Origin of the sequence: Bradyrhizobium sp. CB82 (assembly GCF_029714405.1) — a bacterium.
In the GTDB taxonomy this organism is placed as follows: Bacteria; Pseudomonadota; Alphaproteobacteria; order Rhizobiales; family Xanthobacteraceae; genus Bradyrhizobium.
Map to the genome: position 1 here is coordinate 594,972 of NZ_CP121651.1, position 25,207 is coordinate 620,178.

Annotated in this window: 24 protein-coding genes and 2 pseudogenes; 10 read left to right on the forward strand and 16 right to left on the reverse strand. The window is 59.6% G+C overall.

Annotated features, from left to right (window positions below):
* Nucleotides 1-97 precede the first annotated feature (97 nt).
* From QA640_RS46740 to QA640_RS46780, 9 genes are all read right to left on the reverse strand, one after another.
* Complete coding sequence (locus tag QA640_RS46740; protein WP_283043265.1) at nt 98-778, reverse strand: MIP family channel protein; 681 nt, start codon at nt 776-778, stop codon at nt 98-100.
* 152 nt (nt 779-930) lie between these two features.
* Complete coding sequence (locus tag QA640_RS46745) at nt 931-2,562, reverse strand: molecular chaperone GroEL (protein ID WP_283043266.1); 1,632 nt, start codon at nt 2,560-2,562, stop codon at nt 931-933.
* A 98-nt stretch (nt 2,563-2,660) separates the two neighbouring features.
* Complete coding sequence (locus QA640_RS46750; RefSeq protein WP_283043267.1) at nt 2,661-3,500, reverse strand: iron-sulfur cluster assembly protein; 840 nt, start codon at nt 3,498-3,500, stop codon at nt 2,661-2,663.
* A gap of 5 nt (nt 3,501-3,505) precedes the next feature.
* Nucleotides 3,506-4,528, reverse strand: a complete 1,023-nt coding sequence (locus tag QA640_RS46755) for an amidohydrolase family protein (RefSeq protein ID WP_283043268.1) — start codon at nt 4,526-4,528, stop codon at nt 3,506-3,508.
* A gap of 136 nt (nt 4,529-4,664) precedes the next feature.
* Nucleotides 4,665-5,036, reverse strand: a complete 372-nt coding sequence (locus QA640_RS46760) for an MmoB/DmpM family protein (RefSeq protein ID WP_027550986.1) — start codon at nt 5,034-5,036, stop codon at nt 4,665-4,667.
* A 6-nt stretch (nt 5,037-5,042) separates the two neighbouring features.
* Nucleotides 5,043-6,113, reverse strand: a complete 1,071-nt coding sequence (locus tag QA640_RS46765; protein ID WP_283043269.1) for an aromatic/alkene monooxygenase hydroxylase subunit beta — start codon at nt 6,111-6,113, stop codon at nt 5,043-5,045.
* Nucleotides 6,114-6,173: 60 nt separating this feature from the next.
* Entirely contained in the window at nt 6,174-7,214 is a 1,041-nt protein-coding gene (locus tag QA640_RS46770) for a 2Fe-2S iron-sulfur cluster-binding protein (RefSeq protein ID WP_283043270.1), read from the reverse strand.
* 85 nt (nt 7,215-7,299) lie between these two features.
* Nucleotides 7,300-8,970, reverse strand: a complete 1,671-nt coding sequence (locus QA640_RS46775; RefSeq protein WP_283043271.1) for an aromatic/alkene/methane monooxygenase hydroxylase/oxygenase subunit alpha — start codon at nt 8,968-8,970, stop codon at nt 7,300-7,302.
* 1,760 nt (nt 8,971-10,730) lie between these two features.
* Nucleotides 10,731-11,783, reverse strand: coding sequence for an NAD(P)-dependent alcohol dehydrogenase (locus QA640_RS46780; RefSeq protein WP_283043272.1), 1,053 nt, complete (start codon nt 11,781-11,783; stop codon nt 10,731-10,733).
* A gap of 219 nt (nt 11,784-12,002) precedes the next feature.
* Between QA640_RS46780 and QA640_RS46785 the strand changes: the two genes are divergently transcribed.
* From QA640_RS46785 to QA640_RS46800, 4 genes are read left to right on the forward strand one after another with little or no spacing between them, the layout of a single operon-like run.
* Entirely contained in the window at nt 12,003-12,401 is a 399-nt protein-coding gene (locus QA640_RS46785) for a c-type cytochrome (protein ID WP_283043273.1), read from the forward strand.
* Entirely contained in the window at nt 12,402-12,797 is a 396-nt protein-coding gene (locus tag QA640_RS46790) for a VOC family protein (protein ID WP_283043274.1), read from the forward strand.
* Between the two features lie 35 nt (nt 12,798-12,832).
* On the forward strand, nt 12,833-13,381 hold the full coding sequence (locus QA640_RS46795) for a gluconate 2-dehydrogenase subunit 3 family protein (protein WP_283043275.1): 549 nt from the start codon (nt 12,833-12,835) through the stop codon (nt 13,379-13,381).
* A 27-nt stretch (nt 13,382-13,408) separates the two neighbouring features.
* Nucleotides 13,409-14,977 (forward strand): GMC family oxidoreductase, encoded by a 1,569-nt coding sequence (locus QA640_RS46800; protein ID WP_283043276.1) that lies wholly within the window; start codon nt 13,409-13,411, stop codon nt 14,975-14,977.
* Between the two features lie 26 nt (nt 14,978-15,003).
* Here the strand turns inward: QA640_RS46800 and QA640_RS46805 are convergent, their stop codons facing one another.
* On the reverse strand, nt 15,004-15,387 hold the full coding sequence (locus tag QA640_RS46805; protein WP_283043277.1) for a ribbon-helix-helix domain-containing protein: 384 nt from the start codon (nt 15,385-15,387) through the stop codon (nt 15,004-15,006).
* A gap of 83 nt (nt 15,388-15,470) precedes the next feature.
* Nucleotides 15,471-15,836, reverse strand: a complete 366-nt coding sequence (locus QA640_RS46810; RefSeq protein WP_349253775.1) for an ATP-binding protein — start codon at nt 15,834-15,836, stop codon at nt 15,471-15,473.
* Nucleotides 15,837-16,258: 422 nt separating this feature from the next.
* Here QA640_RS46810 and QA640_RS46815 point away from each other — a divergent pair.
* Nucleotides 16,259-16,609 (forward strand): annotated as a pseudogene (locus QA640_RS46815) (Ku protein); the annotation flags it as partial.
* On the opposite strand, the gene QA640_RS46820 reads toward QA640_RS46815, so the two are convergent.
* Both QA640_RS46820 and QA640_RS48575 read right to left on the reverse strand, forming a co-directional pair.
* A complete protein-coding gene (locus QA640_RS46820; RefSeq protein WP_283043278.1) occupies nt 16,601-17,302 on the reverse strand; it encodes a site-specific integrase in 702 nt (233 codons plus the stop codon). The pseudogene QA640_RS46815 and the gene QA640_RS46820 sit on opposite strands and share 9 nt — an antisense overlap.
* Before the next feature lie 394 nt (nt 17,303-17,696).
* Nucleotides 17,697-17,942: a DUF6538 domain-containing protein gene (locus QA640_RS48575; RefSeq protein ID WP_349253776.1), complete on the reverse strand. Its 246-nt coding sequence runs from the start codon at nt 17,940-17,942 to the stop codon at nt 17,697-17,699.
* 336 nt (nt 17,943-18,278) lie between these two features.
* Between QA640_RS48575 and QA640_RS46825 the strand changes: the two genes are divergently transcribed.
* The 3 genes from QA640_RS46825 (at nt 18,279) to QA640_RS46835 (ending at nt 21,077) form a co-directional block, all read left to right on the forward strand.
* Nucleotides 18,279-18,518, forward strand: coding sequence for a hypothetical protein (locus QA640_RS46825; protein WP_283043279.1), 240 nt, complete (start codon nt 18,279-18,281; stop codon nt 18,516-18,518).
* 19 nt (nt 18,519-18,537) lie between these two features.
* Entirely contained in the window at nt 18,538-19,662 is a 1,125-nt protein-coding gene (locus QA640_RS46830) for an IS110 family transposase (protein ID WP_283043280.1), read from the forward strand.
* Nucleotides 19,663-19,991: 329 nt separating this feature from the next.
* Nucleotides 19,992-21,077 carry an IS630 family transposase gene (locus QA640_RS46835; RefSeq protein WP_283043281.1) on the forward strand — a complete coding sequence of 362 codons (1,086 nt, stop codon included), beginning with the start codon at nt 19,992-19,994 and terminating at the stop codon, nt 21,075-21,077.
* A gap of 140 nt (nt 21,078-21,217) precedes the next feature.
* Here QA640_RS46835 and QA640_RS46840 read toward each other — a convergent pair whose 3' ends face one another.
* Both QA640_RS46840 and QA640_RS46845 read right to left on the reverse strand, forming a co-directional pair.
* A complete protein-coding gene (locus tag QA640_RS46840) occupies nt 21,218-22,069 on the reverse strand; it encodes an SDR family NAD(P)-dependent oxidoreductase (protein WP_283043885.1) in 852 nt (283 codons plus the stop codon).
* Between the two features lie 106 nt (nt 22,070-22,175).
* Complete coding sequence (locus QA640_RS46845) at nt 22,176-23,075, reverse strand: alpha/beta fold hydrolase (RefSeq protein WP_283043282.1); 900 nt, start codon at nt 23,073-23,075, stop codon at nt 22,176-22,178.
* Nucleotides 23,076-23,161: 86 nt separating this feature from the next.
* Between QA640_RS46845 and QA640_RS46850 the strand changes: the two genes are divergently transcribed.
* Nucleotides 23,162-23,812 carry a TetR/AcrR family transcriptional regulator gene (locus QA640_RS46850; RefSeq protein WP_283043283.1) on the forward strand — a complete coding sequence of 217 codons (651 nt, stop codon included), beginning with the start codon at nt 23,162-23,164 and terminating at the stop codon, nt 23,810-23,812.
* Between the two features lie 113 nt (nt 23,813-23,925).
* Here the strand turns inward: QA640_RS46850 and QA640_RS46855 are convergent, their stop codons facing one another.
* Nucleotides 23,926-24,354, reverse strand: a complete 429-nt coding sequence (locus QA640_RS46855; protein WP_283043284.1) for a MarR family winged helix-turn-helix transcriptional regulator — start codon at nt 24,352-24,354, stop codon at nt 23,926-23,928.
* Nucleotides 24,355-24,473: 119 nt separating this feature from the next.
* Between QA640_RS46855 and QA640_RS46860 the strand changes: the two are divergent.
* Nucleotides 24,474-25,201, forward strand: a pseudogene (locus QA640_RS46860) (SMP-30/gluconolactonase/LRE family protein).
* Nucleotides 25,202-25,207 lie beyond the last annotated feature (6 nt).

The following is a 25,207-nucleotide window of genomic DNA, read 5'->3' on the forward strand; positions in this document are numbered from 1 at the left end:
CTGGAGGCTTGTTGTATCGCCTCCTTCGGGTCATGCCGGAGCTCCCAAGATTGTAGCCCGTTCTAGATCGTTGTCACAGTCCAATCAGCCGCGAAGGTCACGCCGTCGCCACCATCTGGCGCGTCACTCCGACCTTGAAGACGTAACCGGAAATTGCGGCTCCGAAGCACGGTGCCACAAAGTAGAGCCACACCTGTGATAGTGCATCGGAACCAGCAAACAATGCGGGACCAAGCGAGCGCGCCGGATTGACCGACGAGCCCGACACTGCGATCCCGGCGAGATGGATCGCTACCAATGTGAGACCGATCACCAAGCCCGCATAGGCCGACGCCGCTCCATTTTGCGTTGCACCAAGGATGACCGTCAGAAACAGAAAGGTTGCCGCCGCTTCAAACACGAACGCGGAGAGCATGCCATACTGCCCCCAGCCATTCTGGGCAAAACCGTTCGCCGCGACGTCGTAGCCTCCGACCTTGCCTTCAGCGATGAGGTACAGCACCGCTGCAGCCGCGATTGCCCCGATGAACTGCGCAACGACGTAGCCGGAAAAATCCCGCGACGACATCCGGCCGGCGACGAGCATGCCGAGGCTGACGGCCGGATTAAGGTGAGCTCCCGAAATATGCCCGATCGAATAGGCCATCGCGACCACAGACAGACCGAATGCGAATGCCACGCCCAGCAACCCGACCTCGGCCCGCATGAAGATCACGGTCGCGCAGCCAAAGAACACTAGCGCGAACGTACCAATGAATTCCGCAACGTACTTATGCATAACTTCCCCTCCTAGTGATGACTTCGATATCGAGGCGCCCGTCCGCTTGTCGCGACGCGCTCGTAATGCGATACGGTCAAGTATTTGGCCACGATATGCCGACCGCCGGAGCCTAAGGCGACGCGGCGGAACGCGAACCGCGTACAGATGCCTCACGCGCGGCCAAGCTTCTCTGCCCCGCCGCCCAGTGCCGGCCCCTGTGTCGGATCGCTGTATTCCGGCACATCGGCAACCAGCGTGTTGGTCGTCAGCACGAGCGTGGCGACGGAAGCGGCGTTTCGAAGAGCGGTATACGTCACCCTAACGGGGTCGACGATGCCCGCCGAAACCATGTCGATGAACACGCCGTTCGCGGCGTCGAACCCGACACCCGCCCGCGAATTCTGAAGGTCGGCCACAATCTTCTCGGCGTCATGCCCCGCATTTCGGGCAATGAAAGCAGCAGGACGCGACAGGGTTTCGCGCACCAGCTTGATGCCCTCACCCAGATCGCCATTGATATTGCCGAGGGTGCGCGCCACCACCGGCGCGCACTGCGCCAATGCTGTGCCGCCACCAGGCACGATACCCTCTTCGGCCGCGGCGCGGGCCGCACTCAGCGCATCGTCGATCAACTGAATCGTACGCCTTTGCTCGACCGGCGTCACACCGCCGGCAAAAATGACAGCGGTTCCGCCTGACAGCTTCGCCAGCCGCTCCTTGAGCTTGTCCTGCTCAATATTCGGCGGGGCCAGATCGTGCTGCTTCGCCACCTGCTGGCGCCGCGCCGCGATCGCCGCATCGTCGCCACCGCCCCGGATGATCACCGTTTCGCGCGCACTGGCCCGCACCTGCCGCGCGGTGCCGAGATCGGAAAGGCTCACCTCTTCCAGCTTGCCGCCGAGCTCGCGGGCGATGACCCGTCCCCCGGTTATGATAGCGAGATCGTCCATCATCGCCTTGCGCCAGTGGCCGTAATCGGGCGGATTGACCACCAGGACCTTGCCGCGGTTGCCATCGCCAAGCAGCGTAACGACGACTTCAGGTGCGATCTCTTCAGCGACGATGACGAGGGGTCGTCCGGTCCCGGCTACCGTCGCACGCACCGCTGCCAACTCGCTCGGCGTTTTGATTTTCAGGTCGGTCAGGAGAATGTAGGGCTGATCCAGCACCACTTCCATCTTCTCGACATCCGTCACCATATGGTGGGAAATGTAACCGCGGTCGAATGACATGCCTTCGACGACCTCAAGCGTCGTGCTCGTCGTCAGCCCGTAATCAGAACTGATGATGCCGTCCTTGCCGACGCGCTCTACCGCCTCCGCGATTAGACCGCCCAAATGGGAGTCGGTCGACGCAATCGTTGCTACCGCCTGCAGCGTCTTGCGATCCGATACAGGAATTGCCGCGCTCTTCAGGCTCTCGACAACAACCTCGACGGCACGGTCAATACCCTTGCAGAGATCCACGGCCTTGGCTCCTCGCTCGAGGGCCGCAACGCCTCCTTGAATGAGACCATTCGCGAGCACCATCGCCGTCGTCGTACCGTCGCCGGCGACCTCATTGGTCTGCATTGAGACCTCGCGCACCACCTGCGCGCCCATGTTCTCGAAGCGATCGGGCAGTTCGATTTCGGAGGCGATGGTAACACCATCGCGAGACACGATGGGCGTGCCGATCGGCCTGTCGACCATCGCGTTCATGCCCTTGGGACCCAGGGTCGATTCGACCGCAGCGGCCAGCTTCTGGACTCCACGCGCAAGAGCACGGCGCGCTTCTATGTTATGCAGCAGAACTTTTGGCATTGCGTTTCACTCCCACGTGGTCGTCTCTTGGTTCAGGTCGGGCGGACTTGCTGTCCGCTCTGTTTGTTGGCACTCGTAGATGCTATGATGAGCCCCCGTCACGCCGGTGCAACGGTGAGTTTCTCCGTAGTTACACGTAGCGCAGTAGGTCGCACGGCACAGCCAGTGCCGCAGCCTTCACACGAGGAAGGTGCCGATCCCGCACTGTCTCCATCGAGCTCGCGATTGCGGACAGCAAGAAGGCCTCGGCACAATGAGCTATTGAACTCCATATTGATGCGCACTCCGCGCAAACGCTGTAGATATGCGGCCAGTTCGTGGCGACTGACGGGCTGCCCTTCGTAGGTGACAAAGGCGCAGTCGTCGGGGAGACAGGCAAGGCGTCGTTCAACCAGAAGCTCTCGATAGCGCGCCTTTTGGCGTGCAACTATCTCCGAACCGAACTCGACCTCGTCAAAGGTGCTCAGATTCATCCGACAGATCGCTGGATCCTCATAGCCCACCCCGCGCAAGGCGAGTATCATGACTTCTTGGCGCCGCTCGAACGCCTTGCGACGGAACTTCTCGCGCAAATCGTCAAGTGAGCCTCCAGGTGCAAAATCCTTGAGTGCTTCGGCGAATGATTTGCCCTCACTGACGCCACGGTTTATCTCCTCAGCGACCATATGATCCCGAAGCTGCGGTCGCGCCTCGCGAACCCACGGCAGCATCGACACCGCCCGGCGCATGTCATCGGCCATGAGGAATGCGAAGTTTGCCGAACACCAGTAGGTCGGCAAACGAAAGACGATATCGACCCCGCCATCATTATCGACCGTGACGCGCTCAACAAACCCGAGCTCGGTTACGGACTCGTCGAGCTCGGGATCCGTGACCAGCGAAAGGCGTGCCCACACTTCGCTGGTCTTGTCGTCACAATGTGGAAGGACTTCGTCCATCCTCGTCACTCCGCTGCGGCCGAGAGAGCGCTCTTCGCAAGCTTCGCCTTCTGCGCCTCGACGTCGACACCATAGAGGCGCGCGGCATTGAGACCCAGAATTTTCCTCTTCGCCTGGGGAGTGAGGTCGATGCCGTGCTCCTGCTTCAGATCTTCCGGCAGCTCGAAATTCCAGAACTTCTCGACCAGCCAGCGCGGCGTCCAAATCGCGTAATCGCTGCCGAAAAGGATCTTGTCTTCGCCGACCCAGAACAGCAGCTCGCTGATCACTTCGGCGAAATAGCGCGGACGCCCGTGGATGAACGGCAGCGCCACCGCGAGCCCGCCATAGACATTCGTCTCCTGCACCGCGATCCAACAGAAGTCGTCCAGACGCGGCAGGCCACAATGCTCGATAATGAAATTCAGTCCCTGAAAATCGGTCGCCGCATGATCGACGTCGTGCACATCGAAGGCATCCTTGTCCAGCGGAATGATGGTCGGCCCCTTGTGGACGTGGATGTTCTTGATGCCAAGCTTCTGGCAGAGTTCGAAGCAACGATAGGCGTTAGGATCCGTGAGCTTCCACCCGCGCGATTCACCCTTCCACTCAGCCGTATAGAGCTTCACGCCCTTAATACCGAACGTCTCCTTCATGTACTGAATGTACTCGAGCGCCCGCTCCCCATCGCGCGGGTCGAACGCGCCGTTGACGATGAAGCGATCCTTGTACTTCTTCGCCATCTCCGCGTTGCGGTCGATGGTGTTGAACCCATTCTTGTAGAATTCCGTCAGGTAGGTCGACTGCACGATGGCCATGTCATCCGGGCCATCGACAAACAGATCGTGATACATCTGGTCGGCGCTGTATTTCTCGAACTGCTCCTTGGGCCAGAGCTTGTCCTTCGGACTGAGCGACGTGTGGTAGGCGTAGAAGCAATCAATGAACTGCTTGCCGTGAATGTTGAGCTGGTTCGCCGGGCTTCCGTCCCAGAAATGGGTGTGACCGTCGATGACGAAGACTTCCTCGCCGGTGGGAGTTATGAACATGATGGTCTCCAGGAGTTCTTGGTTAGCACTCTTCAATTCAATCCATGCGCCGTAAGCCGCGCGAGACAGCTGCGAGAAGTGATGGGGCCGCAGCCGCATGGGATGCGGCCCCACCTAGTCAGGGAGGTATTGAAGCTCACTCGATGTATTCAAAAACCTCGTCCATATTGCCGAACAGCGTTACCGTATTGTCGTCGATGCGCACCATTCGGCCGTAATGGGTCGAAGTATTCACTTCGAAGATCTCGGCCGTCATTTCCTTCCCGAGAATCTCGCTGATTTCGTCCATCTTGAAGATCAGCTTGCCTTCTCCGTCGATGCGGATGAGGGCCGGCTGATAGGTGACGGTCACATTCGGCTTCTTTCCCATGAACTCGGCGATGGCGCGCGCCTCAACGCTGTCGTTCATGGTGACGCCGCACTGATGGGAGATCGTTTGCTCGAAACGAAGGTCTCCCATCTTCTGGAAGATGTTCTGGTTGGTCGCAGATCTGGAAGCAACGGACATTGCAATTTACTCCTTGGGAAGGGTGAGGCCGAGTTCGCCGAGAATCTTCTTGATGCGCTCGACCGACTGGGCGCGGGTGTCGGCATACTGCACCGGCTTCGAATGAGGCTGCGACCAGATCGGCTGCAGGCCTGCGGCCGCCTTGTTGGCGAGCGCGACATGCTTGTTGACCCAGCCCTGGAACAGCTTCTTGTTGTGGGCGGCGTGCTGGTTGTCAGTCACGAGGAGGTGCATCAGGTCGATCGTGTTCGCGAGATTGCGCTCATAGTCGGCTTCGGCCGCAGAAATCACCGGCGGCGTGATGAAGTCGCCGTTCGACGAGGCGACCTGCATCAGAAAGCCGCTACGAAACAGTTCGCCGACGAGCGGTTCGAACACGATGTTGGTCGCAAAGTACTGCTCGAGATAGTCCGCCGACCCCATGATCGATTCGATCGCTTCGCGGGTGCCTTGCCACCCCTTGTCTTCGAGCCAGGCGCGCTTGCCAGCCGCATCATCGAAGCCCGGAATGTCCATTCCGATCTCAGCGAGATAGAGCGTGATGTCCTGAGCCAGGCGAAGCTTGTAGGACGAGTTTGTCAGCGTCGCGTTGTTGATCATCTGGGTATAGCCGTAGCGCTGGGCCTGCATCAGCGACGTACCAAGCCCGAACTCCACATGCTTCCAGGCGCCAAGGTGACTTTGCAGCACCTTGATCCAGGCTTTGTCGAAAGACCTCGGCGCGCCGGACTTGCGACCGTTGGCGATCACCGCCTGAACCATCGCCTCGATCTTGGACTGGCGCTGGTAATGGGTTCGCTCCCACTCCTGGTCGGGAGCACGGAACGCGTGCCAGTTCGAGCTCAGCGCCTCAGTGTTGTCCTTGGTGTAGGCGCCCTTTCCGTTGGGGAAGGAGATGATCCAGTCCTGCAACAGGTAGCGCTCCGGATCGGGCTGTACGTCGACAGTCACGTCTTCGTAGTGCGTCGCTCGCTTGCTGCGCGGCTCGAAATACCGATATTTACGGCTGTCCGAATCCGGAAATACTGCGGATCCGGCTGCACCGGATTTCGTCAAAACACTTTGAACGGCAGTCATGGTCGTCTTCCTCCTCCCACTATTGGGCTCTACGTTTGCGCGTTAGGCACTCCAAAAGTCTCAATTGTTGGCTGGTGTGAACTTGTCGAAGTAGATGCGGTCGGACTCGACATCGTTCATCTGCAACACCGGCGTTAGTGCCTCGATCATCGGCGATGGTCCGCAGGCATAGACGTCGACGTCTTCGCCATATCCGGCGTTACGCAGGTGCGCTCCGACCGCCTCGTGCACGAAGCCCTTCTCTCCGGACCAGACGGTGTCATCAGCCGCATGGGAGAGCACCGGGACGAACGTGAACTCCGGATGCTGCTCGGAGATTTCCTTGAAACGATCGAGATAGAAAAGATCATTCTGCGTCCGAGCCCCGTAGAAGAAGTACACGGGACGTACCTCCCCGGAGCTGATGTGATCGTGCAGGATCGACCACAGTGGCGACATTCCCGATCCGCCGCCGACCAGGATCATGGCTCCGTTTTTGTTTTCTCGCCGAAAGCAGGTGCCGTAAGGTCCCTTGATCCCGACGCTGGTTCCGACGGCGAGGTCGCCGTCGAGCCGGGAGGAGAAGCGTCCGTTGGGGTATTTTTTGATGATGAATGCGAGCTTTTGGCTTTCGCTCGGCGAATTTGCCATGGAAAACGAGCGCGTAATCGTCTCTGCCCCCGAGAGCGTGATGTCGACATATTGACCCGCCCAGAACTTCAGAGGTTGGTCCAGCGAGATTTCGAGCCGCCGAATGTCCGGGGTCAGCGCGGACACGCTCGTGACCGTGCCCGCGAACTCCTTGACCGGGATCGACTTCGATAGCACCTCCTCGTCGTAGTTGAGGAGCTCCACCTCGAGATCCGAATAAGCCAACGTCCGGCACAGCAGAATGTAATCCTGGCCGCGCTCCATCTCGTTCAGCGCAAACGTCGAGTATTTCTTCAGCTCAACGTCGCCGCCGGTCAGGACGCATTTGCAGGCCGAGCACTGTCCCTCCTTGCAACCATGCGGCAGGGCGATGCCCTGGCGGAACGCGGCGTCGAGAACGGTTTCGTTCTCCTCGACCTCGAATTCTATGCCTACCGGTTGCAGGCGAACGACATTAGTGGGCGCGCCCATAGGGGCCTCCTCAAACCAAGGCTTGCAGATCTTCAGGGGATCGATCGGGAAGGAGCCGGCCGAGGCCTGCTCCTTCCCATATCGCTTAGTTGCAGGGATTGATGGTGAATCCATTGCGATAGTCGGCGAGATGCTTTTCGCGATCGGCCGGGCTCATCTCCCGCAGAGTGATCAGCGGGCTCTTGAGGATGTGGCCGCGGACATCATCGAGCGTCCACATTTCCTTCTCGTCGAAGCGAAGGTGCGGCTGGGCGACCAGGGTCTTGCCGTCCGTGCGAACGAAGCCGAGATCCTTGATGGCGTCTGCGAGATCAACATTGTGATAAACACTTTCCCACTCGCGTCGGCCGCTGAACCGCCCCATCGCCGGGGTCGGACGCCCCTGATATTCTCCAGAGAAGGCTTCGACAGCCGTCCAGCGATCGAGCTCATGGGCAAACGTATGCAGCTTGCCATCGATCTCGCCGGTGACGATATCCTCGCGGATGACGCAGGGCACGAGGCTTGACCAGCAGCGATGCGGATAGACGTAGCCGACATCACCGTTGAACAGGATATTGGTCTGGCCGCGATGCGACAGCTTCTCGTGCCACTTCCAGAACTCGCCGAACTGGGCATACCAGCCCGGATACTTGTGCTCGAACCACTCGAAGTCCTTGTCGGTCTGGGCTTCGATGCGCCAGAAGTTCGCCGACCAACCGACCGCGAAGAACTGCGCGATCTTGTGGACGTAGTGCTTCTCGGTCAGCCGCTTCCAGGCGGTTTGAACGTCATCGTGATGGATCTTGATGCCGTACTTCTCGAGCGGCAGCATATAGGTGCGGTAATAGTCCTCGAAGATCCAGCGATGCCACATCTCCGCGTAGGACTCTTTGTTCTTGTCGCGGTTGGTGGTGCCGTACTCGATGAAGGTTCCGATTGCCGCGTCGACGATGGCGTGGTTCTGCCAGAAGGCATACCGCATGTCGCGCTCAAGCAGTAGGTGGTTCTCGGGCTCCTTCAACATCGACATCAGCATCGAGTGACCATTGCCGATGTGGCGGCTCTCGTCCGACTGAACCGAAAGGAAGACGGTGGGCAGCGCGTAGTCGCCGTTGCGGGCCGCTTCCGACGGCATGGCGACGAACAGCGTGTTAGTGAACGCCGTCTCGGCGACTACGGTCAGGTAGACATTCGCCGACGTGATCGCGTCACCCGTGATGAAGCCTTCACCGAATTGACGGCCGATTGTGGTGGCGTAGCACTTTCCGAACGCCTCCTCCGTAATGTCGAAGCCGGCCGGGTCGATGTAGTTCTCCATGTACCACTTCTTGAGATTCATCTGGATCGTCGAGTGACGGAACTCGTCGACCATCTGCATGGTGAAGCCGGTGCGGAGATCTTCACCGGGAGCGAGTCGCCCGACCATGGCCATAGAGCGCGCAGCGGAAATTTCCGGGAACGGGATGATCGCCAGGAAGAGCTTCATCCACTCGACCCAACGCGGCTCGACATTGCGGAACATGTCGCCGCGCAGTGCCGCGTCGAGCGCGCCGTAGACACGGTTGTCCTTTTCCTCCTGCATCGGGAAATAGGAGCGGAGGACCTGCTTCATCGGATCCTTCGGCGCCTTCGTGATCTTGTAGTCCGTGGGGAAGGTCATCGCTTCCTGCACGTAGGATGGATTCCATCCGAGATCTGCAATCTTCTTTGCAGCCTCGCCGACGGAAATGCCGCGCTGGGCGGTGATCTTGTTGAGTGTTAGCGTTCCAGACATCTAGTCTATCCTCCTAATCGGGTCAGAAACCACTTCGATATTCCGCCCGCCCGGGACCTCGACGGACCGGGCAGCGCTTACCCGTGCGTTACGGGCCACCTCGCGGCCGTTCGCACGGCCGGACGTTCGATATCGGCAAGGGTCTTGGGATGACTGTGAAGCACTCGAGGGATGATCAGGAGCGATCTTCGGAGCCAGCGGCCGTCAGATCGCAATGTGTCATCCCGCTTAAGGCGCGCCCTCAGCTAAGCATCCCCTTCCCTCGTTCTTTTCGCGGCTCGCCCCAGATGGAGCAGTCGGCGTTGTTGTGCTAAAGAGCTTTGCAATGGGCGTGCCAGAGCGTCCGGGGGCCCTGCCAAGTGATTTCTGATTGGGTGAGCGCGGAAATGAGCGAAGCGGCGGGGTCGCAACTCTTCGCTTGCGACTAACTGAGATGCAATTTGCGACTCAAATTGCAAATTGAGAATTTCAGCGACGCACCGGCACCTGTTTTGCACCGCAACGTTTGCGTCGCAATATTGATCAATCGTCCAAATGCTGAAATTGCTTTGTTCGTCGATGCCACACAGGCATGTGGCGCGGTAAGCGCTCTGCAGCCGGGCTCGATGGTTCGACGCTCATTCAACCGAGAGTGATTATCCGGTTGCACTTTGAGAGTGGCGAGCTTTGCTTACTGCCGACGGGCCGCGCGTTGCGAGCTGCCTCCCTACTCGCCCGCCTGAACTAGCGATGGCCTTCCAAAACAGCTGAGCGGTTTGATTGCCCCTGCGCTCGAGATCCAGCGGCCGGCATAAAGGGCGTAACATTCGTGATCGCAAAATGGCAGTCCGGTACTGAACTCTCTCAGATAGTTTGCGTGAATTGGCTCACAGCAAAGCATGCAGAACGTTTTTGAACAGGGCGTCCTGCCGTTCACCAGAATGAACCTCATGTGACGCCTCCCAATGCGAAGCATTTACAATGCTTGTAATCGTTGAACTTCTAAGCGGCTCGCAACCAGCGCAGCCATTTGTGGTCGGCCTCCCTGCGCACTCTGAACCGGTCGACGCACTTCCTGGAGCAAAGCGCAGTTCGCCAGCAATAGTAACGGATAAGCCCGAACTTTCCGCCGCAGATGGCGCAGCAACTCGCTGTGCCGTGGTGAGGTTTCCCGGAGCTCTTGCGCATTCTGACCTCCTGTCGGCATTGACATGAAAAATTCGCCGAGCTTCGACATGGCACCGCGCCCACACGTGAGGTGCGGCGTCGGCGATGGTGGTGGCGTGCCATGTCGCGCGGCGGATACGGACGCCGGGCGCGCAAGAGTTTGCCTCTCATTGCGCCTAAGGGCGAAGCGGCTCGTTCTCGGCCGTATCGGTGTGCTTCGCCGGCGAGTACCTGCACATGAGGTGTGCAACGATCGTGCCAGAGCGTCCGGGGGCTTCTTTCGGATCGTATTCTGAGCAGACAGAACAGCGCTGAACGACGACATTGCGCGACCTGAGACCGCCCGCGATGCAAATTGCGACAACGACGCAAAATGAGAATCTCAGGGACCCGTATGGCTATTCGTTCGCGAGCGTTTGCGCCGCAATATGAGCAGCCTGCGGGGATACTTGGACAGATCTGATTGTACAGCCGCTTCGCGCTGCGTTCGAGAAGCCCAGAGGCCATCTAAATGCCTCTTCGTTAAGGTGGGGAACCCGCACCGGCGAAATGAGGGGCGGACGCCAAATCCATCGCGAGCAGTGCCTGCTCGCGATGGATTACGTGGTCCTGAATCAAGGAATTAAAACAGCGCGTCCATGAATTTTGCCGGCGTTGAGATCGTGCAACGCCTTGTTGGCATCCGTGAGGCGATACTCGGCGGTCGCCAGTTCAACCAAGCCTCGCTCCGCAAGCGCCATCATCTCAGTTAGCTCAGCCCACGTGCCGACCAGATTTCCGATGATATTTTTCTCGGTAATCACCATGTCGACGGTCGGCACTCGGATATCCTCACCATAGCCAACAACGTAATAGCTGCCCATCGGGCGGGTCATCCCCAACCCCTTGGATGTCGTGCCCTTCTCGCCGACGAAATCGATCACCGCTTCCGCGCCGTTTCCGGCAGTCAGAGCCAGCACTGCCGCCACTTCGTTGCCGTCAGCTTTCACCAGATGATCGGCGCCTGACTTTTCGGCCAATTTCAGCGATGTCTCGGACTTGTCGACCACAATAACGTCAGCCGCACACATTGCCTTGAGACACTGGACTCCGATGTGGCCCAACCCACCTGCTCCGATAACGACGCAGAATTCGCCTGGCAGAAGGTGACGCGTGGCTTTCTTGACTGCGCGATAGGCCGTAAGACCTGCATCCGCGTAGGGCGCTACATCCTTCGGCGCAAGCGTCCGCGGCAACGGCACGATATTGCGTTCCGAGGTGCAAAGGAATTCCGCGTAGCCGCCGCTGCAATCGAGACCCGGAAATGTGCCGGGACCGTGCATGTCGAAGCCACGACGACAGGCGAGACACGTGCCGCCACTGATCTTCGGGTGAACAATGACCGGGTCACCTTTCTTCAGTCCCTCGACTTCCTTGCCAACCTCTTCGATCCAGCCTGCATTTTCGTGTCCCATGATGAGGGGGAGCAGTTTGTCACCGGTCGGATCCATGTGCGGCTTCCACACGCCTTCGATGATATGAAGGTCAGTTCGGCACACGCCCGCACCACCGATGCGAACGATGACGTCCGTCGATTTCGTCAACTTCGGATCAGGCACTTTTTCTTCGCTGACCCACCGGTCGTTGGAAAGTTTCTCGTCGTAGGCTCTCAATACTTGGGCTTTCATGATCTCCTCCGTCTTATCGGCGACCTTCGGGTCTCCATTGGCGATCGAGCCTCAGCATTTTCTGTGCCAGTTGACTTACCTCGCAGCGCAGCCAGCTTTCCAAAAGGGACAACGGCTGCGGTGCAGTGCAGTGCATGTCGTTCATTCGAAATGAAACAACCCGTTACTACCAAGTGTGAATTGGCGTCCTCTAAAGTCCGCAATCGTCACGGAGGATCGATGGTCAAGTTCAGCTCGATAAGAGTAATGGCAGCCGGCGTTTGCAGTGCATTGCTTGGCGCGCCAATAGCCAGCGCCCAGATGCCGATGCCAGCCGCTCCTTACGACGGCGCATCACTGTTCAAACAACAATGCGCCACCTGCCATACCACGAACCTCTCGGACCCGGTCCGACAAGGGCCATCACTTTACAAGATCATCGGCCGTACCGCTGGCAAGGCGGATGGGTTTCATTACTCGGATGGTTTCGCCAAAGCAGACTTCGTCTGGGATGACGCGAGGCTCGACGCTTGGCTGACCAACCCACAGGCGGTGATCCCGGGGGCGGTGATGGCCTATCGGCAAGCCAAACCGGCAACCCGCGCTGCGATCATCGCCTATCTGAAGGAGCTCAACTGAATGGCCAAACCGGTTCACTCGATGATCCGCGTGCTTGACGAAGCGAGATCGCTGGACTTTTACAAGCGTGCTTTTGGGCTCGAGGTCGCGGATCACCTGAAGTTTTCGGACTTCGCGCTCATCTATTTGCGTCACCCGTCTTCACCGTTCGAGGTCGAGCTGACCATTAATTTCGATCGAAAAGCGCCTTACGCGCTAGGCGACGGCTACGGCCATCTTGCGGTTGTCGTCGAAGACGTCGATGCGGAACACAAGCGTTTCGAACGCGAGACTCTATCACCGGGACCCCTGCGCGACTTTAAGCATGATGGCTTGACGCTGGCGCGGTTTTTCCTCGTCGCCGATCCAGATGGCTACAAGATCGAAGTGATCCAGCGGGGCGGGCGCTTCGGTTAACTGCAATCAAAAAGAGCATTCCACGGAGGAAACTGATGAGAGAAGTCGATCGTCGCAGCAAATATGATCGCCGTGTCTTCCTGAAGGGGGCGGCTGCAACGGCACCGGCGGTTGCGATAGCAACCAGTACGGGTCTCAGCGTCAGCGACGCCTGGGCCGATGATGCCACCACGCTGACGCCGACGACGCTGAAGACGCTGGTGAAGATGGCGCGCGACATCTATCCGCACGATTTCCTCGGCGACAGCTATTACATAACCGCGGTCAAGCCGTGGGACGGCAAGGCGGCCAAGGATCCCGCGGTCAAGTCGTTGATCTCAGATGGCGTCACCCAGCTCGACAAGGCGGCCAACGACCATCACAAGGTCCCCTACGCGCAGGTGCAATGGGAGAACGACCGGGTCGCGCTGCTCCAGCAGATCGAGCAGACCGCATTCTTCCAGAAGATCCGCGGCGACCTCGTCGTCTCGCTCTACAACCAGAAAGAGGTGTGGCCGAAATTCGGTTATGAGGGCTCCTCGGCCGAGCATGGCGGCTACATCAAGCGCGGCTTCGCCGACATCGACTGGCTCCCGAAGGTCTAGGCAGCGAACGGTCTCGGAGGAACAACAATGGCAAAATTCGATCTCAATGACAGCGGCGTGGTCGTCATCGTCGGCTCCGGCGCAGGCGGCGGAACACTCGGCAACGAGCTCGCGCAAAAGGGCGTGAAGGTCGTCATCCTCGAAGCTGGTCCGCGTGTCGAGAACCAGGACTTCGTCAACGACGAGTGGGAGAGCTTCGGGCAGCTCGCCTGGTCGGACATGCGCACAACGTCGGGAAGCTGGCGCGTGGCCAAGGATTTCCCGAACCTGCCGGCCTGGATCGTAAAAGCGGTCGGTGGCTCGACCACTCATTGGGCCGGCGCGTCGCTGCGCTTCGACGAGCACGAGTTCAAGATCAAGTCGGCCTACGGCAATATTCCCGGCGCGAATCTCCTAGACTGGCCGATCACGCTCGCTGAGATGGAGCCTTATTACGCCAAAGCCGAGGACAAGATGGGCGTGACGCGGACCAACGGAATTCCGGGACTGCCCGGCAACAACAATTTCAAGGTGCTGGAGGCCGGCGCCAAGAAGCTTGGCTATAAGGAAGTCCACACCGGGCGGATGGCGATCAACAGCGAGCCGCGCGACGGCCGCGGCTCCTGCCAGCAGATCGGCTTCTGCTTCCAGGGCTGCAAATCCGGCGCGAAGTGGTCGACGCTCTACACCGAGATCCCGAAGGGCGAGGCCACCGGCAATCTCGAAGTGCGCCCGGGCAGCATGGTGATCAAGATCGAGCATGACGCTTCCGGCAAGGTCACCGGGGTGGTCTATGCCGACGAGTCCGGTACGATGCAGCGCCAGAAGGCCCGCGTGATAGCGGTCGCCGGCAATTCGATCGAGAGCCCGCGGCTGTTGCTCAACAGCGCCTCCAATAAGTTCCCGGACGGGCTCGGAAATTCATCCGGCCAGGTTGGCCGCAACTACATGCGGCACATGACTGGCAGCGTCTACGCCGTGTTCGAGAAGTCGGTGCACATGTATCGCGGCACCACTATGGCCGGCATCGTCCGCGATGAGGCCAGGAACGATCCGAAGCGCGGCTTCGTGGGCGGCTACGAGATGGAAACGTTGTCGATCGGCTTGCCTTTCATGGCCGCATTTCTCAATCCGGGCGCCTGGGGCCGCTCCTTCACTTCGGCGATGGAGGGCTATCCGCGGATGGCCGGCATGTGGCTCGTCGGCGAGGACATGCCGCAGGAGACCAACCGGATCACGCTCGACCCGAAGGTCAAGGACAAGTTCGGCATGCCGGTCGCGAGCGTGCATTTCGACGATCATCCGAACGACGTTGCGATGCGCACCCATGCCTACAAGCAGGGGGCGGCCGTTTATGAGGCCGTCGGCGCCACCGTGACCTATCCGACGCCCCCTTATCCGAGCACGCACAATCTCGGCACCAACCGAATGAGCGAGAAATCGAGGGACGGCGTGGTGAACAAGTTCGGCCAGAGTCACGACATCAAGAACTTGTTCATCTCCGATGGTAGTCAGTTCACCTCGGGCGCGGCCTGCAATCCCACGCTGACAATCGTTTCCCTGGCGATCCGACAAGCGGACTACATGGCTACCGCGATGCAGAAAAACGAAATCTAGACGCGATTTGCGGACGACCAACTCTGTCACTCGGAAAGTGACAGAGCTGCGTCTTCTTGCTGGTTGCGCTCCAACGTGGATGGCAGGGGCTCCGGTCGGCTACTCCGCAAAACTGACATAGGGGTATCTGATTCCTTTTTTTTCGGGCCATCATCGCTGGAGCGATAGACGAGACAGCAGCATCGCAATAGCGAGGTGAAATTTTTCACCTCGCCGTAATGTTCGAGGACCTCGTCCTGGAGCGTGGTAAGAAATTTGGCAAGGCTAACGTTCTCCCCTGCCGCTATCTCTTCCAAAGTATCCCAAAATGCGAGCTCGAGACGGATCGATGTGCAGTGACCTCCAATCCGCAGCGAACGGGTCTGCGTTTCGTAATTGCGTTGAGGTTGGTGCGCAAACAAATTGCACATGACGGATCCTCCTCGGATGCTTGCCTTCTTAGAATGTCACAATCTCTTGTATCATGCTACAGCGCCTGCGTTTCAAGTCGGGTTCATGCGACCAAGGATTCGAAGCGACTGGTCTCATCTTGAAGGCGGAGGATGCTACTGTCTCGAGCCTCGGCCCCTCCCGAGAAGGCGCTGCAACGCAGCCCCCCGCGGCTCATTCGCAACGCAACGACCCATGGCCGCACTCCATGCGCCTCGATGATCGAACGACGGATGGCCAAGCCAATTCCCATGCCCTCGGACTTCCTAGTGTAGAAGGCTTCGAAGAAGCGCTCCGTCATATTCAGGGGCACGCCAGATCCCGTATCGCGCACAGATACGAGCACGCAGTCCGAGATATCGCTCGAAGTGCTAATCATGAGTTCTCCCACGTCCTCGGTAAGACAGCTCATCGCGTCCAGGGCGTGCATGATAAGGTTAAGAAGCACCTGTTGCAGCTGAATGCGATCGCCTTAACAAGAGCATGCATGACTACGATCTGGCAAACAGACGAAAACCGGGAGGCACAGGCCAAGCGATGCGGAAGGACCATATCCAACCGTCCTGCGGAGGAAGATACGGATGAGCGTCCTCTCACGCGGCTCTCTGATTGCAGGTTGGCGTCATACTTGCTGATCGCTGCGCAATCGGAAGCCAGCTGCGAAATGCGAGAGGTCGAACCACGCGATCAAAATCTGAAGGCAGAATTGGAATGGCGCAAGACAAACGTAAGCCGTGGACGGCAGATGAAGACGAACGTCTGCGGCAGCTAGTTCTTTCGGGCGCATCCGCGGCATCAGCCGCGAAACGACTTGGGCGAACGGTCCCGTCTGTAACTGCGAGAGCTTACGCTATGCTTGATCTCGCCAAGCACATCGTGAACCAGAAGGCGGGACGCTTCGAGCCCGAGAAGTTCGAGGACCACTACGAGACAGCGCTCATTGACCTCATCAACAGGAAGCGCGCCGGCAAGCCGATCACTCCGAAGGAGTGGCCCGCAGCGACCAACGTGGTCGACCTGATGGAAGCACTGCGGCGGAGCGTCGGCCGGGAAGCCGCGCCGGCGAAGGCCGCAAAGGCAGCCAAGAAGCCGCGCAAGGCATCGAGCGGCCAGAAGGAGATGCTGATGCCGATCGAGGGCAAGAAGGCCAAGGAGACGGCGGCGAAGAAGCCGGCGGCCAGGCCACAGCGGAAGTCAGCCTGAGATCGGAATAGGAGAACCGCATGGATATAAAAGAAGCTTCCGCGATGACCGAAGCCTCTGGCCTGGTCGACGATCAGGACGCCATCGGCGCACCGCAGCCGAGCGGCCAGACCGAGTCAACCGAGACCCGGAGGCGACTGCGCCAACCTTCAAACGACGCGGCGCTGCGCTGGGCCGAACGGCTGCGCAATGGTCGCCCTCGCGGCGAACATCTTCGCGACGTAGCTGGGCAACCTCGCCGATCCGAGCGCCAGTGTAGGCGCACAGCCAAGGGAGCCACCGCTTCGCGGCAGTGGTCTTCGTGTTCTCTTGAGCAACTCCGCTGTATTCCAGCGCGACCTTCAGGATCGCCTTAGCCTCGTCGTCGGTGAAGCCCTTCCCGCGCTCACGCGTCTTCTTTCCCACCTTCAGTGTCACACCATGGGCGGGGTTGGTCTTCAGCTTGTGGTTCCGAACGCCCCAGCCGAACACCGACTTCATGGCGGATAGGTCCACGTCCTTCACTGTCTTCGGTGAACGTCCGTCCGCAAGCCGCTTGTCTTTCCAGCCGACCACATCGTGAGGCGTGATGCGGGTGGCATCGTCGTGCCCGACGAAGGTGGCGAAACGCGTGAGCACCGATTTGTATTCGCTGATCGTCTTGTCGGTGACGCCCGCCGCTCGGCTTTCCAGCTCCCAGCCTGCGAACAGCAAAGTAATGCTCAAGCTCGTCTGCGCGTTCGACGGGCCTCGGGCTCCCATTCGGGAAAGCGCTGCTCTATCAGATCGGGCCCGTAGTCGCCCCTGCCGCGACGCTCCAGCAACGCGGTGGCGTCCCGAAAGGCTTCGTGCATTGCCTTGGCCAACCGGAAACGGCTGTCATCGTCCACCTGTAGAGCACGCTGGGCAAGCAACTCAGCAACGTAGGGGGCCATCTCGCGCTGAACGGCAGCGGCGTCCCATTTCTGAGGGCCGCATCGAGCATGTTCCAGAGCGTGGCCCGACCCGGATCGCTCTCCCACGTGCGCTTTGTGTCTCGATACCATTCACCCGCCAGCGCGACGACCTCGCGATGCGTCAACCGGCGAGGACCCTCCCGGAGCGACCGCTACATGTCGTCGAGATAGGCAAGCGCCTTGGCCTGTCGCGCCTTGGCCTCGCGGGGATCGTGAGTGCGCAGCGACACCTTGATCGTGCCGGTGCGACCGACACGCACCCCAGCGGTCTCCTCCCCCACGGGGACATGCAGCACCAAGCCCGCTGCCCTGTCAGTCAGATCAGCAGGAACGCGCTTTCGGAGGTAGTGAACGGAGGAGCCGTCGCGGCGGATAGGAGAGGCCATTCGCAGAAGCATGTGTACCGTCTCTGTGTACCAGTTGAGACGGTCGATCACCCTTGAGTATCAGGGACTTCAGCGAAATCAACTACATCGCGGAGCGATGGTGCCCAGGAAAGGATTGGGGCTTGATCCATCAAATTATAGCAAAAACAACCACTTACCTTTGCACCAAGTTCGACGCTTGTACCACTAGACTGTGCTCCTGTCGACCCTGCTCTGATCGCCGAATCACACACTACCCGGGCAGCTGCCTGGCAAAGCGGCTTGGGACAGTCTGGCATGACGACCCTGGGTGGACTTCGTCCGAACGGTCCTCGCGCCGGCCGTCGCCAGACCCTCCTGGCGTGATCGATGAAGGTGCAACGCGGCGAAGATCACCTCATTGCCGATTCATCCAACCCTGCAGCACTTAGGGGTGCTCATCGATACGTCAACATTGCCGGAATGACCCCCATGAGCTTTTGCGGGCAAGTTCCATCCGGTGGACGATGCCAGCTTGATGGCTTGCTGGATGTTTTTGCCACGGAAACCGGCGCGCTCGATAAAGCGCCGGAAACGTTGCATCGCTGTTGGAGCGAAATGTTCTCGTAACACACTACAGGAGCGCGCTATGTCTTGGAAGTCGAAGCCGAGTTGGTACAATCTGGGCGATGCAAAGGGCGAAGCGCCATTGCAGACCTCAGAGGATTTTGTGCGCACCTATGGTGCTGTCGTCGACGCGCTCACAGCGACGATCATCAATGCAGAGGCCGGGTTAAGAGCGGACGGGAAAGGACGGGCTGTATTCAGCAAACGGATCAGCCGAGGAAAGCTCTTGGATTTCTTCGCAGTTCAGCCAAGTTGCACGGTAGCTTTAGAGGCATGTGGCGGAGCCCATCACTGGGCCCGACAGCTCACGCAGCTTGGCCATCAGGTTCGGCTGATCCCACCCGCTTATGTAAAGCCGTTTGTAAAGCGGCAAAAGAACGACGCGATCGATGCCGAGGCGATCTGCGAAGCTGCGCAGCGGCCGAGCATGCGGTTCGTTGCCGTGAAGAGTGAAGAGCAACAGGCTGCGGGTCTGGTGTTTCGAACCCGGGACCTGTTGGTGCGGCAGCGAACCCAGCTCATCAACGCGATCCGAGGACACCTCACGGAATATGGTTGGATAGCGCCCAAGGGGCCATCGCATGTGGCGACGCTTGCCGATCTGATCGAGGAAGAAGCGATGGCCAGCTCCCTTCCCGAAGCGGCCCGTCCCATGTTCCGAGTGATGCTAGACGTTCTGGCCGAGTTGAATGGCAAGATCGTGGATCTCGACAAGGAGATCGCGCGACGCGCTCGCGAGGACGAGGTATCGCGCAGGCTGATGACCATTCCTGGCATCGGCCCGATCTCCGCCACTGCGATCGCCGCCCTAGCACCGCCGATCGAGACTTTCGCCAAGGGCCGCGACTTTGCCGCCTGGTTGGGTCTCACGCCTCTTCAAAAATCGACGGGTGGCAAACAGAAGCTTGGCGCGACGTCCAAGATGGGGGAGCGAACGCTCAGGCGCCTCCTCATCATCGGCAGCAGCGCTGTTGTGCAGCAGGCGAGCAAACGCGGAGCGCCCAAGGGGGCCTGGCTCGAACAGATGTTGACTCGCAAACCTCGCATGCTGGTAACGGTCGCGCTTGCGAACAAGATGGCCCGGATTGTCTGGGCGTTACTTGTAAAGCGCGAAAACTACAGGGCTCCGGTCTCAGCCAAGGCTTGATCTTGGTGGGCCAGAGGTCGTCAGAGATGTAGTCGGTCGAAGGAGGGTATGGCGCAACAGTCGGCGAGACGGGGCCGGAAGAACCAGGTGTACTCATCGTGCCCAGAGCACGCGTTTATGATTTGGTTTCGGTCCGCGAACTCCCATACGGGCCCGCAGCTTCATCGTTGCACCATCAGAGGCCGGACAGATGGCAGCATCCGACTACGTGCCGATCTTCTTCAAAAATCGCTTGCATCTCGCGGGGCGTCCACAGATGAGTACACGCCCTAGTGTCCTGATCGACAAATCAGTTACATTTCTGCCGACCCTTAGATTGGGAGGCTGGAATGGCCAAGGGACGAGCTGTCGCGATCGTACTCGATGACGTGGAGAAGCGCGAGCTGACGGCATTGACGCGCAAGCACGGCGCGCCGCAGGCCGTGGCGGAGCGGGCGCGCATTGTGTTGGCGGCGGCTGGCGGTCTCAAGAACAAAGAGATCGCGTCGAAGCTTGGGGTCTGCACGCACACGGTCGGCACCTGGCGCAACCGCTTTGCCGACCAGCGTATGGACGGTCTCTACGACGAGCCGCGGCCCGGCGCGCCGCGCGAGATTGGCGACGACGAAATCGCGAGCACGATCCGCAAAACGTTGGAGACGCGACCAAGGGGTGGCACCCACTGGAGCCTCAGGAGCATGGCTAAGGAGATCGGTCATGCGCCTTCGACGGTGCATCGCATCTGGCGCGCCTTCGGTCTGCAACCGCACCGCGTCGAGACTTACAAGCTTTCCACCGATCCGCTGTTCGTAGAGAAAGTGCGCGATATCGTCGGGCTCTACTTGTCACCGCCCGAACGCGCTATCGTGTTGTGTGTCGATGAGAAAAGCCAGATCCAGGCGCTCGACCGCACGCAGCCCCTGTTGCCGATGCGGCCCGGACAGGCCGAGCGGCGCACGCACGATTATAAGCGGCACGGAACGACATCGTTGTTCGCGGCGCTCGATGTGAAAGCGGGCACCATCGTCGGCAAGTGCATGGCCCGCCACCGCGCGAACGAGTTCCGCAAATTCCTGGATGAGATTGAGCGCAACGTGCCGGCCAATCTCGACGTTCACATCGTCATGGACAACTACGCAACCCATAAAACCAGGCCGATCCGTAACTGGTTCGCCAAGCGCCCGCGCTGGCACGTGCACTTCACGCCAACCTCAGCATCATGGATCAATCAGGTCGAACGCTTCTTCGCCCTGCTGACCGAGCGCGCCTTGAAACGAGGCGTGTTCCGCTCGGTCGCCGAGCTCGAAAAAGCGATCAAGGCTTACATCGACGCCACCAATACCGATCCCAAACCGTTCCGCTGGACCAAGACCGCCGACGACATCTTGGCCAGCATCCAACGCTTTTGCCTTCGCACACTCGCCGCTAATGCCTAGAATGAAGCCGACTTCAGAATCAGGACACTAGTAGGATGCGCTCGTGAGATGTCAGAGCGACACCCGCCTTCAGATTCCGGACGGGGTGATCGCGATAACGTTTCCGTAAAAGCCCAGAAGTCGTTTCCGAGGCTTTTTTCTCAGCGCGGTGATTCAGCCTCGAGTTGCTGGATCAGGGCGTGCATTTCTTTGTGTCGACTCAGCATGACATCGGTCAGTACACCGAAGATACCGCGGAAGAGTGAGAACGGAATCCACCGCCATGGCGCGTAGATGCGAGGCCTGCGATACTGCACACCTTTCGCGATCGCACGTGCTACCTGCTCGGGGGGAATGGCCCGACGCAGCCACTCTGGAAATACAACCTCATTCATTTTTGTCACGGTTGCGTTTCCGCCGAAGGCAACCTTCGCGATGGCCGTAGCCGTCCAGCCGGGGTAGACGACGCTGGCCGTTGCACCGGTATATGCGAACTCTGCTCTCAAGCAGCGTGTGAGCATTTCTACCCCTGCCTTCGATGCGGCATAAGGTGCATTCGCCAAGCCATTCAGAAAAGCGTATGCGGAAGACGTGACAAGGACTTGGCCCTGGTTGCGAATAATCTCCGGCAGCGCCGCGCGAATCGTGCGCCAGACGCCAAGAAAATCCACTTCTACGATTTTCTCGAACTCCGCCTCATCGCAACTGGCAATTGTTGAGGCGCCACTACGCCACGAAATGCCAGCGTTGGCAAAAACCACATCTAGGTGTCCGAAGCGTTGGATAGTCTTCTGGATGACAGCATTCGTTGCCGCGGCGTCAGTGACGTCAAGCGCCACAGGTAGCACCCGAGATGGGGAGAACTCTTTTGCAAGTTTGTCCACAGCGGTTTGCTGCATATCGGTCAGCACCAAACTCGCACCGAGGGCATAGAGTTCGCGTGCGGTCGCGGCGCCGATTCCGCCCGCCGCGCCGGTGATCAGCACCACCTTGTCGTTCAAGTGGTAAGTCATCATGTACTTTCTTTTGCAGAAGGTTGTTGACTTATTGGATCCTGCCACGGAACTCGGCGCACTCGATAAAGCGCCGGAAGAGTGATGAATCTTATTTCGACATGGTTCATCCTTTCAGGGGGATATGGCGTTTGAGAAAATCGAGCTGATCGGCCACCACCCGTTCGAAGGCTTCGCCGATGTAGATGTCGAAATGGCCGTCCCGATACAGGCGGACTTCGCCGCGCGGCGCCTTCTTGGCATAGCGCCGGGTCGGCCCGGCGGGCGCGACAGAGTCGGTCTCGCAGATGCAGAAAAGAATCGGGCAGGACACCTTTGCGGCCCAGCGTCCGGGACGGTAGCGCAGGATGTTCACCGCGAAGCGCGCTGCGACGTGGTTGCTGAACGAAAATCCGCTCGGCACCAGGGCCAGATAGCCGTCATGGGCGCCGGGCGCGGTCATGAGGGCGGCGGAATGTGGCGGGCCGGAAGTGGCCACCATCAAGGGTGTCATGCCGACTAGGCCGCGCAGCAGGTCCACCATGGCCATCGCCGTCACTTTGAGGCTGCTGCGCAAATCCATCGCAATGGCGGAGGTGATGCCGTCGGTGAAGGGACATTGGGCAATGGCAGCCGCCACTTTCTGGTCGCGCGCGGCAGAGGCAATGACATGGCCGCCGCCGAAGGAGGTGCCCCACAGGACGACCTTGTTGCGCATGAGGCTGGGCTGCTGCTGTGCAAAGGCGATTGCGCTGGACCAGTCTTCCAACTGTTTGCCGATGTCCAGCAACTGCCGGGGAGCCCCCTCGCTCGCCCCGAAATTGCGGTAGTCGAAGACCAGGCATGCGTAGCCGGCGTCGGAAAAGCGTTCGGCAAACGCGTCCAGGCGCATCTCCTTGATGCCGCCCAGGCCGTGCGCCATGACAATGACGGGGAAGGGCCTGTTCCCCTCCGGTTCATAAAGCCAGCCCCGGCACCGCTCACCTCGCTGGCCAGAGGCGAACTCGACGTTCGCTCGTCGCCTCATTCTTCCCCCCGATATGTCGATGTATGATAATCTTAGATTCAGCAACAAACTTGTATCGACTTACAATACTATAACAGGTTATAAAAATGGAAGTCAATCCAATAAAGAAGGAAGCGGGCCGGGGAAAGGAGACTCGAACCCAACGCAAGGCCAAGGCGACCCGGTTGTCGATCCTGGAAGCGGCGGAGACTCTTCTGGCGGAAGGGGGGCGCGACGCGGTCACCCTGGAAGCGGTCGCAACACGTGCCGACGTGGCGGTGCAGACCTTATACAACCGGGTCGGCGGTCTCTCGGCGCTGCTAATCGCCGTGGCCGAGCGCGCGCTGGAAGAGAACAGGCAATACATGGACGACGCTTATGCCTCGCCGGGCGGGGTGGAAGACCGCTTGTACGCGGTGGCGGCGGCCTATACCAACTTCGCCAAGGAACGCCCGCATCAGTTTCGTATCCTGGTCGAGCCGCCGAACGAGCCCGAGGCGCTGACGCGGATCGCGAATTTGATCCGGGAGCAAAACGCCAAGTTGGGCGCCTTGATCCGCCGGGGGATTGATGAGGCGGTCATCGACGGCGGGTTCGACCCTGAACTCACTTCCACCGCCCTATGGACCATGATGAATGGCGTATTGAGCCTGATGTGGCGCACCGACAGCCTGCGGGCAGACGCCGCGCAAATTGACGCCATGTTCGGCACGGTGATGAAGATTCTCACCAACGGCCTCAAGAAGCGCGGCGTGTGAAACCCGCCGCGTGTTCCGGTGAGGCGTGAGCAACCCGATAATTTCGGTGGCCTGTCCATCGCTTTCAAACGCGAAATCGTCCCCTATATCTGCTGGAGATACCACCTCAGGTTTTACCGGCTTGTTCGTTGTTTCTTGCGGCCTCTTTGCGGCTCGAAGCGGTACGCTTCGTTACTTTGCGACGTGAGCGTCGCCCGAACGTGCTCGGCGAGCTTCAGCGCGCTGTCGGCGTTTGACGCGAGACGAGAAAGCATTTGCGAGAGGAGTTTGAACTCCTCGCGCGTCAACATCCCAAACAGCGCGTCGTTGACGGGGCGTTGCAGAGCGGCGAGGCGGATCAACAGGTTTATCCCGTGTTCGGTCAGCGTGAGTTGCACGCGCCGCCCGTCGCCCGGGTGTGGGCTTTTCTCGATCAGACCGTCAGAGACCAGCTTGTTGATCTCGTTGGTGACGAAGGCACCACTTAGATACAGGCGCTCGGCAACCTGATTGACGCCCATCGGTTTTTCCGCGGTCGAATTCTTGATGGCGATCAGTATCAAATACTGAGTGGGGGACAGGCCAACAAAGCTCGCGAAGATCTCGCGCGCAGCTTCCAGGCTTCGTCCGAAGGCAAAATAGTCGTAGACGACGCTGCGAAGCTTGCGAATCGCGGCATCCCGTGGACAGTTTCATCGAAGGGCCGGCCTTCGATGCCGCTGGCCATCTCTATGTGGTGGACATCCCATTCGGCCGCATCTTCAGGATCGCACCGGACGGTGCCTGGTCGCTGATCGCCGAATACGAGGGCTGGCCGAACGGCCTGAAGATCGCGCCGGATGGCCGCATTCTCGTCGCCGACTACATGAACGGCATCATGGAGCTCGATTCTGTGCGCGGCACGCTCCGGCCGCTGCTGTCGCATCGCAACTCCGAGTCGTTCCGCGGCTGCAACGATTTGCACACGCCGCGAATGGTGACATCTATTTTACCGATCAGGGCCAGACCGGATTGCACGCTTCGAGCGGCCGGGTCTTCCGCCTGCGCAGCGACGGCCGTCTCGACTGCCTGATCTCGAATGGACCGAGTCCGAACGGGCTCGTGCTGAGCCCGGACGAGACCGTCCTGTTCGTGGCGATGACGCGGGGGCGTCGCGAAGGTCGGCCGCTTCGCCTCGTTCTTCGGCTCCAGCGGGCCGGATGGCCTGACGATGGACCGTGATGGCCGCTTGTTCGTCGCCCATGCTCGCTCGGCCACATCTTTATGCTGGCGCCGAACGGCGAGTGCGTCGCACGCGTCAAATCATGCGCTGGTCCGACCTGCACAAACGTTGCCCTCGATGGAACAGGACGTATGTTGATGATGACAGAATCCTCAAGCGGGTCGGTATTAGCGGCAGCTCTGGGCTAGTGCTGG